Origin of the sequence: Neohoeflea coraliihabitans (genome assembly GCF_019334345.1) — a bacterium.
In the GTDB taxonomy this organism is placed as follows: Bacteria; Pseudomonadota; Alphaproteobacteria; order Rhizobiales; family Rhizobiaceae; genus Pseudohoeflea; species Pseudohoeflea coraliihabitans.
In genome coordinates this window covers 669,127-682,734 of sequence record NZ_JAHWQX010000003.1, presented here as the reverse complement: position 1 = coordinate 682,734, position 13,608 = coordinate 669,127, and the positions used below count along the sequence as shown (strand labels likewise).

General features: G+C 61.7%; 14 protein-coding genes. 11 read left to right on the top strand and 3 right to left on the bottom strand.

The window, feature by feature from the left end; genetic code table 11:
- Positions 1–52: 52 nt before the first annotated feature.
- Positions 53–811 (bottom strand): ion channel, encoded by a 759-nt coding sequence (locus KY465_RS14290; protein WP_346432645.1) that lies wholly within the window; start codon positions 809–811, stop codon positions 53–55.
- A 276-nt stretch (positions 812–1,087) separates the two neighbouring features.
- Between KY465_RS14290 and KY465_RS14285 the strand changes: the two genes are divergently transcribed.
- Positions 1,088–1,528, top strand: coding sequence for a DsrE family protein (locus tag KY465_RS14285; RefSeq protein WP_219202454.1), 441 nt, complete (start codon positions 1,088–1,090; stop codon positions 1,526–1,528).
- Positions 1,529–1,626: 98 nt separating this feature from the next.
- Positions 1,627–2,637, top strand: a complete 1,011-nt coding sequence (locus tag KY465_RS14280) for an NADP-dependent oxidoreductase (protein ID WP_219202453.1) — start codon at positions 1,627–1,629, stop codon at positions 2,635–2,637.
- 32 nt (positions 2,638–2,669) lie between these two features.
- Here the strand turns inward: KY465_RS14280 and KY465_RS14275 are convergent, their stop codons facing one another.
- Both KY465_RS14275 and KY465_RS14270 read right to left on the bottom strand, forming a co-directional pair.
- Positions 2,670–3,539, bottom strand: coding sequence for a shikimate dehydrogenase family protein (locus KY465_RS14275; protein ID WP_219202451.1), 870 nt, complete (start codon positions 3,537–3,539; stop codon positions 2,670–2,672).
- Positions 3,536–4,954 carry an FAD-binding oxidoreductase gene (locus tag KY465_RS14270; protein WP_219202450.1) on the bottom strand — a complete coding sequence of 473 codons (1,419 nt, stop codon included), beginning with the start codon at positions 4,952–4,954 and terminating at the stop codon, positions 3,536–3,538. The genes KY465_RS14275 and KY465_RS14270 overlap by 4 nt, the downstream gene beginning before the upstream one ends.
- A gap of 154 nt (positions 4,955–5,108) precedes the next feature.
- On the opposite strand from KY465_RS14270, the gene KY465_RS14265 reads away from it, so the two are divergent.
- The 9 genes from KY465_RS14265 to KY465_RS14225 all read left to right on the top strand — a co-directional run bounded on the left by KY465_RS14265 (position 5,109) and on the right by KY465_RS14225 (position 13,590).
- The gene (locus tag KY465_RS14265; RefSeq protein ID WP_219202447.1) at positions 5,109–5,564 is read left to right on the top strand and encodes a MaoC family dehydratase; all 456 of its coding nucleotides are present in this window, start codon (positions 5,109–5,111) and stop codon (positions 5,562–5,564) included.
- Positions 5,561–6,358, top strand: coding sequence for a 3-ketoacyl-ACP reductase (locus KY465_RS14260; RefSeq protein WP_219202445.1), 798 nt, complete (start codon positions 5,561–5,563; stop codon positions 6,356–6,358). Before KY465_RS14265 ends, KY465_RS14260 begins: the two co-directional genes overlap by 4 nt.
- 57 nt (positions 6,359–6,415) lie before the next feature.
- Complete coding sequence (locus tag KY465_RS14255; protein WP_219202443.1) at positions 6,416–7,189, top strand: SDR family NAD(P)-dependent oxidoreductase; 774 nt, start codon at positions 6,416–6,418, stop codon at positions 7,187–7,189.
- 121 nt (positions 7,190–7,310) lie between these two features.
- Positions 7,311–8,165, top strand: coding sequence for a branched-chain amino acid ABC transporter permease (locus tag KY465_RS14250; RefSeq protein ID WP_219202442.1), 855 nt, complete (start codon positions 7,311–7,313; stop codon positions 8,163–8,165).
- The gene (locus tag KY465_RS14245) at positions 8,165–9,154 is read left to right on the top strand and encodes a branched-chain amino acid ABC transporter permease (protein ID WP_219202440.1); all 990 of its coding nucleotides are present in this window, start codon (positions 8,165–8,167) and stop codon (positions 9,152–9,154) included. The genes KY465_RS14250 and KY465_RS14245 overlap by 1 nt, the downstream gene beginning before the upstream one ends.
- Positions 9,151–9,912 (top strand): ABC transporter ATP-binding protein, encoded by a 762-nt coding sequence (locus KY465_RS14240; RefSeq protein WP_219202438.1) that lies wholly within the window; start codon positions 9,151–9,153, stop codon positions 9,910–9,912. Before KY465_RS14245 ends, KY465_RS14240 begins: the two co-directional genes overlap by 4 nt.
- On the top strand, positions 9,909–10,688 hold the full coding sequence (locus KY465_RS14235) for an ABC transporter ATP-binding protein (RefSeq protein WP_219202436.1): 780 nt from the start codon (positions 9,909–9,911) through the stop codon (positions 10,686–10,688). The genes KY465_RS14240 and KY465_RS14235 overlap by 4 nt, the downstream gene beginning before the upstream one ends.
- 34 nt (positions 10,689–10,722) lie before the next feature.
- The gene (locus KY465_RS14230) at positions 10,723–11,871 is read left to right on the top strand and encodes an ABC transporter substrate-binding protein (RefSeq protein ID WP_219202434.1); all 1,149 of its coding nucleotides are present in this window, start codon (positions 10,723–10,725) and stop codon (positions 11,869–11,871) included.
- Between the two features lie 75 nt (positions 11,872–11,946).
- Positions 11,947–13,590, top strand: coding sequence for an AMP-binding protein (locus KY465_RS14225; protein ID WP_219202432.1), 1,644 nt, complete (start codon positions 11,947–11,949; stop codon positions 13,588–13,590).
- Positions 13,591–13,608 lie beyond the last annotated feature (18 nt).

Here is a 13,608-nt window from a genome sequence, read left to right as displayed (position 1 = left end):
AGGAATCTCTAGCCGGGTGCGGCCTGTCCACAGCCGGAGCGACGACCCGGGGTCAGTACACGCCTTCGGTGTCGATGTGGATCGTCGTGCCGCAATGTTTGCAATGCACGGCATCGGCATCATGCAGCTGCAAGCCGCAGGTCTCGCACTCCTCACGCACCTTGGTCGGCCGGAACAGCACCTGCGCCAGCCGCAGGAACAACGTCACGCCGACGATCATCACCCCGACCGACAACAGTCGCCCGGTGGTTCCCGTCAGCGTGATATCGCCAAACCCGGTGGTGGTCAGCGTGGTGACGGTGAAATAGAGCGCATCCGCATAGTTGCGGATGTCCGGGTTGACGTTGAATTGCAACGCATAGATCAGCCCGGTGGTGACAAACAGGAACACCATCATGTTGATCAGGGCGAGGATCACCTCCTCGTTGCTGCGGAAATAGAACAGGTCTTTGCGCAGCCGGACGAGCAGCTGATAGCTGTGCAGGAGGCGCAAGGTGCGCAGAATGCGCAGAAAGCCGAAACCCTCTCCGGCGATCGGCGCCAGGAACGACGCCATGGCGATCAGATCGGCCCATGTCGCCGGTCGGAACAAAAGGCGCATGTTGCGCTCGACATAGAGCCGCGCCAGGAAATCCACCAGGATCAGAAGGCCGACGACGAAATCGATGCGTTCGATGATTGTATGGCTCGGCAGGAAGGAGGTGACGATGACGTAGAGGATGGTGGCCAGATCGAATGCCAGGAGAGCATAGCGAAAACGATGCGCGGCGGCGGAATGGCCTTCGTAGAGATGCTGCAGTTTTGCCAACACGCTTTGTCAAACTCCTTCCGCCCCGTCCCGCAACAGCCGCGCCGGGCTATCGGCATCGGGCGACAAGCCCCGCCTGGATTCGCCTATAGATATCGGGCGGAACAGCCCGTCTGGCAACACGCAGGCCGATAGCTTGCACAGGCAAGGCCTGCGGTGCCCCATTGCCGAGCCGGCGGACGTGCCGGAAATGTGAACGTCAATGCATACATGACGCCTTGCCAAAGCGCCTGTTTCGGCTGAACACTGGCCGACCACAGCCATTCGGAGGATAAACAAATGATCCGCTCTCTTGCAGCCGCCGCGTTTTTCGCTGTCGTCGCTTTCGCGCTTGCGCCCGCCCTGGCCGCCGAATCCGCGCACAAGCTGGCGATCCATGTCGACGAGTCTGACCCTGCCATCATGAACATGGCGCTGAACAATGCAGCCAATGTCCGCGCCTATTACGATGAGAAGGGCGAGGACGTCACCATAGAGATCGTCGCCTATGGGCCCGGTCTGAAAATGTACACCGCCGACAGTCCGGTTGCCGACCGCATCTCGGCCATGTCGCTGGAAGACGAGAATCTGTCCTTTTCCGCCTGCGGAAACACGCTTGCCGGCATGGAGAAAAAGAAGGGCGGCAAGGTCGCGCTTCTCGATGAGGCCACCATCGTGCCCTCCGGCGTTGTCCGCCTGATGGAACTGCAGGAAGACGGCTACAGCTACGTCCGGCCATGAGATAAAAGCCGCCACAAACAGCCCGCGACGCACTTGAATCCGCATACCGCCTCGCGTATTGACTTGCATGTAAGTATGCAAATGATGGCGGAGATTCTATGAACAGGCAGTGGCAGTTGGCAAGTCGCCCCGCAGCAGAACCGCGCACCGCGGATTTTCGGCTGCGGGAGCTGGCGATCCCCGAGGGTCCCCGGCGCGGTGAGGTCCTGCTGCGGAACCGCTACCTTTCGCTGGACCCCTATATGCGCTGGCGGATGAACGATGCCAAATCCTATGCGCCGCCGGTCGGCCTCGGAGAGGTTATGGTGGGCGCCACCATCTCGGAGGTGGTGGCCTCGGAGGCGGAAGGCCTGGCGCCGGGCGATCTGGTTGTCGCCGGTGGGGGCTGGCAGGATTATGCGCTGCAGCCGGCTGCTGCTGTGCGCCGGATCGACAGCGATGGAGTCGAGCCGATTGCCTATCTCGGGGCGCTCGGAAGTCCTGGTTTTACAGCCTATGCCGGGCTGATGAAGATCGCCCAGCCGCAACCCGGCGAGACCGTGGTTGTCGGCGCCGCAACCGGGCCGGTCGGCTCGATGGTCGGGCAATTGGCGCGCAGCGCTGGTTGCTCCACGGTGGCGATCGCGGGTGGCGCCGAGAAATGCGGTCTGGCGCGCTCGCATTTCGGCTTCGATGCAGCCGTCGACCATCGCGATGCGAATTTCAAGGATCGGCTCGCAGCGGCCTGTCCAAAGGGCATCGATGTCTATTTCGAGAATATCGGAGGCCCGGTTCTCGACGCCGTCATCCCGCTTCTCAACGATTTTGCCCGGGTGCCCGTATGCGGTGTCATTTCGCAGTATAACGGCGCCGCAGGCATGCCAGCCACGACGCCGCTCGACACGCTGATGCGCAACGCCCTGGTCAAACGACTGACGCTGCGCGGGTTCATCGTCACCGACTTTGCTGAGTACCGAGATGAATTCATTGCAAAAGTAGCCCCGCTGGTGACCTCGGGGGCGATCGCTCGGTTGGAAGATGTGGTTGACGGGCTGGAGCGTGCGCCTGAGGCATTTGTTGGAATGTTGCGCGGCGCCAATCGCGGCAAGCTGATTGTGCGCATCGACTGATGCACAGCGCACGTTGATAACATCCGAATTTTCTAGGTCGGATATGCAACCTCGCCGAGTTGCAAGGTGCGGGTCGCCATCATGAAATCCACGGCGGAGACAATCTGCGAATCGAGCATGTCCCGCCCGGGGACGGTGCGACAGCCACAGGCCTTGGCCAGGTGCAAAAGGCGCGTCTCTTCGGGGTCCATGATCGCGTCCAAGACCGCCACGTGGGCTGGGATCCGGTCAACCTCGATCGGCATGCGATCGGCATCGAGCATGCCCACCGGTGAGGCGTTGATCAGAACATCGATCTCGTCCAGTTGCGGCATCCCGTCGGGCAGGACAAGAGCGGGAAAGGCGCCTGTCAGACGCGCGCGCAAACGGTTCCGCCGGCCATTGTCCGGTTCTTTCACATGCAGCGAAGCGGGCTGAGTGCGGGCGAGGGCGGCGGCTATCGCTGCGCCGGCTCCACCCGCTCCGAGCAGCAGGATCCGTTGTCCGGTCAGGCCTATGCCGTGCTTTTGCAGAGCCTGGACGCAACCGGTGCCGTCAAACATTTCTCCCACCCAGCAATTGTCGCTGGTGCGCGCCAGGATCGAGACACTCCCTGAGAACTTTCCTAGGGGACCAATGCCATCGAGATGCCGCGGAACCGCCGTCTTGTGCGGCACGGTCACCACCAATCCATCGAGATTGGCCAGCTTGAGAAGCGGCGGAAACACGGAATCGAAATCCTCAGGCAGCACATGCAGGGGCAGCAGAATGGCATTGATACCCCGCCGGCGCAGTTCGAAAGTAACTGTCTGCGGTGAGCGGACCTGGCGGATCGGATGCCCGACAATTCCAAACAGCCGCGTATAGCCATCGACGAAATCGACAGATCCGGCGCGGCCGGGCAGGGGCGAGGTTATGCTCATTCTTCTGGCTCCAGCATTTTTCCCGGATTCATCAGGTTGTGCGGATCGATTGCTGCCTTGATGCTGCGCATCAGTGACAGCGCTGCGCGCCCGTGTTCCCGCTCGAGATAACGGCGTTTCTCCTGACCGATTCCGTGTTCCCCGCTACAGGTTCCGCCCATGGTGATGGCGCGTTCGGCCAGCCGGGCGACAAACCCGCGTACGGTCTCGATCTCATCCGGATTGTCCATATCTACCAGCGGCTGCACGTGAAAATTGCCGTCGCCGACGTGCCCGACCACCGGCGCGACCAGGCCGAGATCAGCGATCTCGGACTTGGTGGCTTCCACACAATCTGCCAGGCGTGAGATCGGAACGCACACATCGGTCGGGATGGGCCGGGCCCCGGGCCGAAGGGCGAGGCAGGCCCAGTAGGCCTCGTGACGCGCTTTCCACAGGCGGCTCCGTTCCTCCGGCTTTTCCGACCAGATGAACGGACCGCCACCAAACGCCTCGGCCAGTTCGCCAAAACGCTGCGATTGTTCGGCAACGCTCGCCGCGGTGCCGTGAAACTCGAGAAGAAGCAGGGGTGTTTCCGCCAGATCAAGTCCGGAATGGGCATTGACCGCATGCACCGTCAGTTCATCGAGAAATTCTATCCGCGCCACGGGGATGGCGCTCTGGATCGTCGCGATCACGGCATCGCAGGCGGACCGCACGTCCGGAAAGGGGCAGATGCCACCGACGATGGCTTCCGGAATCGGTGCCAGCCGCAGAACCATCTCGGTGATGATGCCAAGTGTGCCTTCCGAGCCGACAAACACCCGGGTCAGGTCATAGCCTGCCGAAGACTTACGGGCGCGGCTGCCGGTGCTCACGGTCTCGCCGCTGGGCAGAACCACCGTCATGGCCAGCACATTGTCCTTCATGGTGCCGTATCGCACCGCGTTCGTCCCTGAGGCGCGCGTTGCGGCCATGCCGCCCAGGGACGCATCCGCCCCGGGATCAATGGGAAAGAACAGGCCGGTGTCGCGCAAATGTTCGTTCAATGCCAACCGGGTCACGCCCGGCTGGATCGTGCAATCCATATCCTCGGCATTCACCGACAGAATCGAGTGCATCCGCGACAGGTCGATCGAAAGACCGCCATACGGCGCGTTGACATGGCCCTCGAACGACGTGCCTGCACCGAAGGGGATGACCGGGATGCGGTGGTGTGCACAGATGCGCATTATAGCCGCCACCTCGTCTGTGGTCTCGACAAACGCCACCGCGTCGGGAGGTTGCGAGGCCATCCAGGTCAGCTGGCTGGCGTGTTGCAAGCGCACCGCTTCCGCGCGCGACAGGCGATCTCCAACCAGTTCGCCAATCGTCGACAATGCCGCTCCAAGGCAGGCACCGCTGTCAGCCCTGCCGCCCTGTTTTAGTCCGGACATCCTCTCCTCCCCCTTCTTTCTCACGGCGCCCTGCGCCGCATATCCGTGTGGCCGGTTCGCATTCTCCGGCAAAAAGCCATAATTGCTTGTATCGCATATTGACCTACATGCAAGTCAGCCTTAGGACTCTCCGCGGAGTGAGGGAGGACGGCCAATGCAGGACACGGATTTTCATGTTTCGGTGGGCGACAGCGTCAGCTTTGCCAAAACGATAAGCGAGAGCGACGTCTATCTGTTCGCCGGCATCACCGGTGATCTTTCGGATGTCCACTGCAATGCGCAATACATGTCCAGTTCCGCCTTTGGCGAGCGCATCGCCCACGGGGTCCTGACCGTTGGGCTGATGTCAACGGCCTCGACGCTGATGTATGGGCCGCATGTCGCAAAATACGCAGGCTATACTCCGGTTTCACAGGGCTACGACAAGATCCGTTTCATGGGTCCGGTATTTTTCGGCGACACGGTGACGATCACCTACACCGTCTCGGAACTGCAGGGCGAGCGCCAGCGCGCGCTCGCGGAGGTGACCGCTGCCAACCAGCGGGGCCACGTGGTTGCCAAGGCAACGCACGTCATGCGCTGGGTGACGGTCGCGGGAGAAAAGCAGTGAGCGTCGGTGGCGGCGATCAGCCCTCCCGGCGTGCACTGGTGACCGGCGGGCGCCGTGGCATCGGAAGAGCCATTGCCTTCGCGCTTGTCGAGCACGGTTTTGACGTCGTCATCAACGACCTTGAGCGCGACAATGCCGTCGAAGAGACGCTTGCGGGCATTGTCGCCCGCGGTGGTCGCTCGGCCTTCGTAAAGGGCAACGTCGCCGCCGTCGAAGATCATGAGAAATTGGTGGACGCCGCATGGAGCGCTTTCGGGCCGCTCACCTGCCTCGTCAATAATGCGGGCGTGCAGACGACGCATCGTGGCGACATGCTGGATGTCCCGGTCGATGCCTTCGATCGGCTGATTTCGACAAACCTGCGCGGGTCCTTTTTTCTCACCCAGGCCATCGCCAGGCGAATGCTCGCCGAGCCCGGCGGCGATGCAAAACATCCCGATCGCAGCATTATCTTTATCTCCTCGGGCAATGCGGTGGTGGCGACCCCAGCGCAGGCAGATTATTGCATTTCCAAATCGGGCATTGCGATGATGTCGACACTCTACGCCCTGCGTCTGGCTGAACACGGCATCGCGGTTCATGAGGTGCGCCCCGGCATCATTCACACCGACATGACCGCTGATGTCCGCGAGAAATACGAAAATTGGGTGCAGTCGGGGGGCTTTCCGCAGCGCCGCTGGGGGCAGCCGGAGGACATCGGCAAGACGGTCGGCGTCCTCGCAGCCGGGTTGTTGCCCTACAGCACCGGCGACGCCTTCCACGTCGATGGCGGCATCCACATCCGCCGAACCTGACGGGACCGGATCGTTAACGACGCGCATCCCATCACACCAATGAAATGGACTGCCAGCATGTATGGATTGGAAGGAAAACGCGCCATCGTCACCGGGGCCGCGCATGGGATCGGACGGGCGGTCTCTGAACGTCTCATTCGAGAGGGGTGCTCGGTTGCTTTGTGGGATATCGACGGCGGCGGCGTCCGGGAGACGACAGGATCGCTGTCCCGGGAGGGCGGGCAGGCGGCCGCCTATGAGGTCGACGTATCCGACCGCGAGGCTGTGGCCGCGGCCCACGCCGAGGTCATGGCAAAGTGGGGCGCGGCGCCGGATATTCTTGTCAACAATGCCGGCATAGGGCAGGTGGCCTCCATCCTCGACGCGGAGCCGCAGGATTTCGACCGCACACTCTCCGTCAATATTGGCGGCACCTATAATTGCTGCCATGTTTCGGTTCCGGCCATGCGCGATGCCGGCGGCGGACTGATCGTCAACATCGCCTCCTGGTTCGGCAAGTCCGGGCGGCCGATGTCTCTGGCCTATTGCGCATCAAAATTCGCAATCATCGGCATGACGCAGTCCATGGCGCTTGATCTGGCGACCAGCAACATTCGCGTCAATGCTGTTTGTCCCGGTACCATCACGGACACGCGGATGCGCGAAATGGCGGATGCGGAAGCCTCGCGCAAGGGGCTGCCTGCATCGACGGAAAGGCAACATCTGATTCCCCTGGGCCGGCTCGGAAAGCCGCGCGATATCGCCAATGCAGTGGCCTATCTCGTCTCAGACGAGGCCGATTACATGACCGGACAATCCATCAACGTCACCGGCGGTCTGTGGATGAATTGATTCAACCAGAATGGATGCGGACAGCCGCTTGACAGGTTTAAAGTGAAAAGGCTTACTGACATGCAAGTATGCTACGCCATTGGCGGGCGCCCGCGGGGAGACGGGCATTGGGGAGGACAGCTTGTTTGAATTCATCGAGTATCTCACGCGGGGCGCGCTCGTCGGCGTGACCTACGGCTTGCTGGCCTTTCCGGTCAGCCTGCTTTTTTCAACCACCGGTTCGGTCGATGTGGCGCTCGGCGCTTATGCAGTGCTCGCCGCAGCCGTGCTCTACGTCATCGGTGGGCCGCTCGGCGTCATCGTTGCCATCGGCGTGGCGGTGTTCGCGTCGATTTTGGTCGGGCTGATATCGCTGCGTCTCAATCGTCCGGGCCATATTGATCATATCATTGCCGTCCTCGGCACATTCGGACTGGCGACCTTCATCGAATCCTTCATCCTGACGGTTTTCGGCACCAACCCGATGATCCGTCAGCCCTTCTCCACCTTCTGGGACATCGGCGGCATTCGGGTCAGCCCGCAGATGGGCATCAACGTCGTTGTCTGCCTGGCGATCCTGTCGGCCTTGTTCATCGTGTTGCAGAAGACGCCCTTTGGCCGGGCAATGCGTGCCAGCGCGGTCAATCCGGTGGGTGCGGCGCTGAACGGTATCCCTGTCAAGCAGATCTGGTTTGCCACCTACGTTCTGGGCGGCTTTCTTGCTGGCGTGGCGGGCGTCTTGATCCTCTACACCACGGGTGCCGATTACTCGACCGCCTTCAACCTCACCATCTGGGGCTTCGGTGCGGCGATCATTTTCGGGATGCACGGGCCCTTGCGCGGCTTCGCAGGGGGGCTGGTCATCGGCATCGTTCAGGCCTTGAGTGCCGGCTACCTGCCGGGCGGCTGGGCCACCGCCATCCCCTTCATCTTCATCTTTGTCATTCTGTCGCTGGGGCGCATGAACCAGATCGCAGCAACGGGAGGGCGGGTCTGATGCGCAGCAATACCCTGTCTCGCTTTATACCGGCGCTGATTGTGGTTATCACCATCGCGCTGATCACCCCGGTCATTGCCGCCAGCCCCTTCTGGCTGGACAATTCCGTGCTGGTGGCCATTTTCTCGCTTCTGGCGCTGTCGGTCGGCATGGCCTATGGGCAGGCGGGCATCCTGTCCATCGCGCCAGCTGCTTTCGGAGCGATCGGGGCCTATGCCACGGCGATCGTGACGGCCCGCTACGGGATGTCACCGCTGCTTGGTCTGGTGCTCGCACTGCTGCTGCCAACGCTTTTGGCCTACCCGATGGCGCGGGCAATCACCCGTCTGTCGCCCCTGCCATTGTCGATCGCCACGATCCTTCTTTCCATCGTCCTGGAAATGGCGATCCGCGAGGGCGGCGATTTTACCGGCGGCTATATCGGCATCTCCGGCATTCCGACCCTCTGGTTCGCTGACAGTCTCTTTTCCATGCACATCCTGTCCTGGGCGCTGGTGGCTGGCGTTATCATCCTTTACGCCAACCTCACCGTCTCCGCGACGGGCCGTGCGGTGAAGACGGCCAAGCATGACCCACTGCGTGCCACCGCCGATGGCATCAATGTGCCGGCCCTGCTGGCGGTCTATTTTGCGCTCTCCTCGTCGGTGGCCGGTCTGGCCGGATGGCTCTATGCCCACCACCTGACTTACATGGGGCCGGATTCGCTGACCATGCATGTCTCGATCCGCATCGTTCTCATGGCCGTCATTGGCGGCGCTTCAACGATGCTCGGCCCCGTCTTGGGTGCCGCGTTTCTCACTTTGATCACCCTTTATCTGCCGGCCGCTGAAACGCAGGGCATGATTTTCGGTGCGGTTCTCATCCTCGTATTGCTGGTCGCGCCGAACGGTGCCCTTGGCACCAATTGGGCAAAACTGTTTTCCAAAGGCAGGGGCCGGACAGCGGCGAAGACAGCGAACGGCAAGAACGTTACGGGAGGTGCAACATGACCGTCCGCGCCGAAAATGTAACCGTGCGCTTCGGCGGCGTGACCGCGGTCGACAATGTCTCCCTGACCATGGAACGCGGTCAGATCGTGTCCATCGTCGGACCGAATGGGTCGGGCAAGAGCACGATGTTTAATGCTATCACCGGCATGGTGCGCACCGCCGCAGGCAGCATCCAGTTGGACGGAGCACGTATCGATTCCCGGCCGCCGCACCGGCGCATCGCACTTGGTCTGGCGCGCACCTTCCAGACGCCGCGTTTTGATCCGCAGATCACCGTGGAAGAGGCGGTGATGTGTGGCTTCTATCCACGCAAGGCCTGCTCCCTGTTCGCCTCCATGGTACGAACACCTGCGGCAAGTGCCGAGGAGAAAACGTTTCGCGAGCGCTGCGGTTCCATTCTCAGCGACTTGCGCCTTGCGCCATTTCGCGATCTGCAAATGAGTGAACTGCCGATGGGGCGGGTGCGACTCGTCGAGGTCGCCCGTGCCGTTGCCAATGATCCGAAATACATTCTGCTCGATGAGCCGGCCGCGGGCCTGGCACGCGATGAACAGAAAATGCTCGCCTACGAGGTGCGGCGTCTCGCCGATCAGGGCGTCGGCGTTCTGCTGGTGGAGCACAATTTCAACCTCATCCGTGAACTGGCGGAGCATGTGGTCGTGCTGAAGGAAGGCAGGATGTTGCTCGAAGGCACTCCTGCCGAGATCGCCAGCGACCGCGCCTTCATCGACACCTATCTCGGGAGGGCCGGCCAATGACGCGTGCAACGGAGACCACTGTTCAGAGCATTTCAGCCGCGGCGCCGGACACGGCGAAAGACCCTGTCATTGCATGCGCAGGCATCACCGCGCGCTACAACCGCATCTCCGTGGTCCATGGTGTCGATCTTGAGGTGCGGGCCGGCGAACTTCTCGCCGTGCTTGGCCCCAATGGCGCCGGCAAAAGTTCGATGCTCGGGGCGATCGCTGGCATCGTCAGTGGTGGCGGTGAAGTCAGGATCGGCGGCACGGATATCGGCCGGATGAGCGCCAATGCTCGGGCGGCGCGTGGTCTGTCCTTCGTGCCCGAACAACGCGGAAACATTTTTCCGGCCATGTCGGTGCGCGAGAATATTGATGTCGGACTTCGGCTGCTGGATCCGGGCGAGCGTGAGGCTCAGCGCGATTTCATTCTCGATATGTTTCCCATCCTGAAGGTTCGCGACAAGGCGCATGCCGGGGTGTTGTCGGGCGGGGAACAGCAGATGCTGGCCATCGGCTTGGCGTTGGGGCGCAATCCGGCGGTGCTGGTCCTTGATGAGCCGAGCCAGGGGCTGGCACCGGCGGTCTTCGATATCCTTGAAAACGCTTTCAATGCCTTGAAGGCGCGTGGGCTGGCGCTGTTGCTGGCCGAGCAGAACGTGCCTTTCGCCAGTCGGATCGCCGACCGCTACATCATCCTGTCGCAGGGAGAAGTCATGCGCCGGGGTGGAAAGGATGATCTCAAGAATCCGGAGGAGCTCGCGGACGTCTTTATGGGCGGCGCGGACAATTAGCACGAAGGTGCTGCAATCAAAAAGGGAGTAGCAGATGAAGAAGTTTCTCAAGACCACCGCCGCGGGTGTACTTGCCGCCGGAATGATGACCGGTGCGGGCCAGGCGCAGGAGGAAACGCTGAAAGTAGGCGGAATCTTTTCCGTTTCCGGACCGGCAGCACCGTTCGGCGTGCCGGAGCGGGATATCGTCAAGATCCTTGCCGATAATCTGAATTCAGAAGGGGGCATCGACGGCAAGAAGATTGAGATCATCTTCTGCGACGACCAGACCAACCCGACCGAATCGGCGCGATGCGCGACAAAGCTGATCCGCCAGGATGGCGTCATCGCCATCATCGGCTCGACGATTGGGACCGGCACACTGGCGCTGATGCCTGTCGCCGCGCGTGCTGAAGTGCCGGTGCTTGCGCCGGTTGGCACCATCAGCGTGACCGACAAGGAACATGCCTTCTGGCCGTGGGTCTTCCGTATTGCGCCAACCGACAAGGTGATCCTGTCGGGCATCATGGAGCGCGGTGTGTTTTCGCCGGGTCACAAGAAATTTGCCGTGATGTATCAGGAAGATGCCTATGGCGAGGCCGGCATGGAATATGCCACCAAGCTTTCCGAGGAACAGGATATTGAGGTCGTCGCAGCCTTGTCGGCTCCTCTTTCCGCGATCGACCTGACCGCGCAGGCCACCAAGATCCGCAATGCTGATCCGGACGTGATCCTCCTGCAGACCTCTGCACCGGCGCTCGGCGCCGCCTTTGTTCGCGCGGCCAAGCAGGTGGGCATTGAGGCGCCGATCATCGGCTCCGGATCGCTCAACCAGCAACCCTTCATCAACGCCGCAGGAGATGCCGGCGAGGGTGTCCAGGTGGTGTCGATGGGTAACTGGAACGATCCGTCCGACAAGCAGAAAGCGCTTGGCGATGTGATGCAGGCCGCCGGGATGGAGCCGCAGGGCTATGGCGAACTTCTCAGCTCCACCGGCTTCATGGCACTCGCCGAGGCCATTCGCCGCGTTGATGGCGAGGTCACCGGCGCCAAGATCCGCGACGCGCTGGAAACGATCTGCGACTTCGACGGAACCTATATCGATGGCAAGCTGTGTTACTCGCCCGAGCAGCACGAAGGCGTGTTCGAAGACTCGTTGATTACGGTCGAGATCCGTGATGGCGCCTTCGTCACCATCAACTAGGACAGGCGAGGGGGGCGGCGCGGTGCCGTCCCTCACACCGCTATGATGACGTCGGATCGCGATCTTGCAACTGCCTTGGGGGTAAACGACTGGACGCTTGACCGCGCCCTCAAGAGGCGATGTGCCCTGACGCCGGACAAGCCGTTTATCCTCTTCGAGGATGCGCCGGCCCTGAGCTTTTCCGCCTTTTCCGACCTGTCACGCGGCTACGCGGCAACGCTTCACAGATGTGGGGTCCGATCAGGGCAAAGGATTGCTCTGCTGGCAGGAAATTCCATTGAGCACATTGCCGTCTGGTTTGCCGCCAACCTTCTTGGCGCCGCCGATGCGCCGATCAACCCGAATTTCTCTGGTCGTCTGCTGGCGCAGGCGCTGATCCGGGCCGATACCGAAATTGTCATTGCCGATGCCGCCTTGCTGCCTGCTCTTGCGCAAGCTTGCCGCGACGGAGCGCAACTGCGGCAGATCCTGACAATTGGCGATGCGGATGTCTGGCAGGACGCTCTGGGCAGCGTAAACGCGGCCATCTCTTGCCGCTCGCTTCGGCCCGGCCCGATCGAAGAGGCGCCAGCACCAGTCTCCAAGCCCGGTGACGTGGCCTCAATTCTCTTCACCTCCGGCACCACCGGACCACCGAAAGGCGTCATGGTCACCCAGGCCCAGGGCCATCTTACGGCCCGCCAGACAATCAACGGACTGCGCGTCGTCGCCGACGACGTGTTTTTCTGCGCGCATCCGCTTTTTCATATGTCGCCGCGTTTCTGCGTCATCTATGCGGCGCTGCTGAGTGGCGCGAGGGTGTGTTTTGACCGCAGGTTTTCGGCGTCAGGGTGGATCGATCGCATTCGTGCTACCGGCGCAACGGTCACGATCGGCCATGGCCCGCTGCTTGAGATGATTTATGCCGAACCGGAACGCGCAAATGATGCCGAGACACGGCTGACACGCATTGGTACCGCGCCGTTCCCCAAGCACATCGCCCTCGATTTCGAGCGTCGCTTCGGTGTGAAAGGGATCGAGACCTGGGGGATGACGGAGATCAACATTCCCTTCTGGCACCCCTATGACGAGCCACTGAAACTTGGTTCCTGCGGCAGGTTGAGCGATGACCGGTACGAGTTCGCGATCCTCGACCCGGAGACCGACAGGCCCGTCCCGGATGGGGCGATCGGCGAGTTTGCGGTCCGCACGAAGCTGCCGGGAATCATCAGCCCCGGCTATCTCGGAGACCCTGAGGCCACGGCTCAAACATGGCGAAGCGGATGGTTTCACTCGGGCGACAGCGGCTACCTCGATGCCGACGGCTGGTTGTTTTTCGTCGACCGCCTCGGCGACCGCATCCGCCGCCGTGCTGAGAACATCTCGTCCTACGACATCGAGTTCGCCGCAAACCTTTTCCCTGCCGTTCAGGAGAGTGCCGCCATTGGCGTACCCTCCGGTTTTGCCTCAGATGAGGACATTATGCTGTGCGTGCTTGTGCGCCCGGATCAGGCCTGTGCGCCGATCGACCTGCTCGCTCATCTGGCGAGAGAACTGCCCCATGCGATGGTGCCGCGCTACATCGAGATTCTCGATGAAATGCCGCGCACACCCACCCAGAAAATCCGCAAGGCGGTTCTGCGCCAGCAGGGCGTCAGCGAGCGCACCTGGGACCGAAAGGCTGCCGGCATCGATCTTCGAGACTTCATCGAAATGCTGGAGCGCGACCAGATGCGCTGATGAGGAGCGCGCATCCGC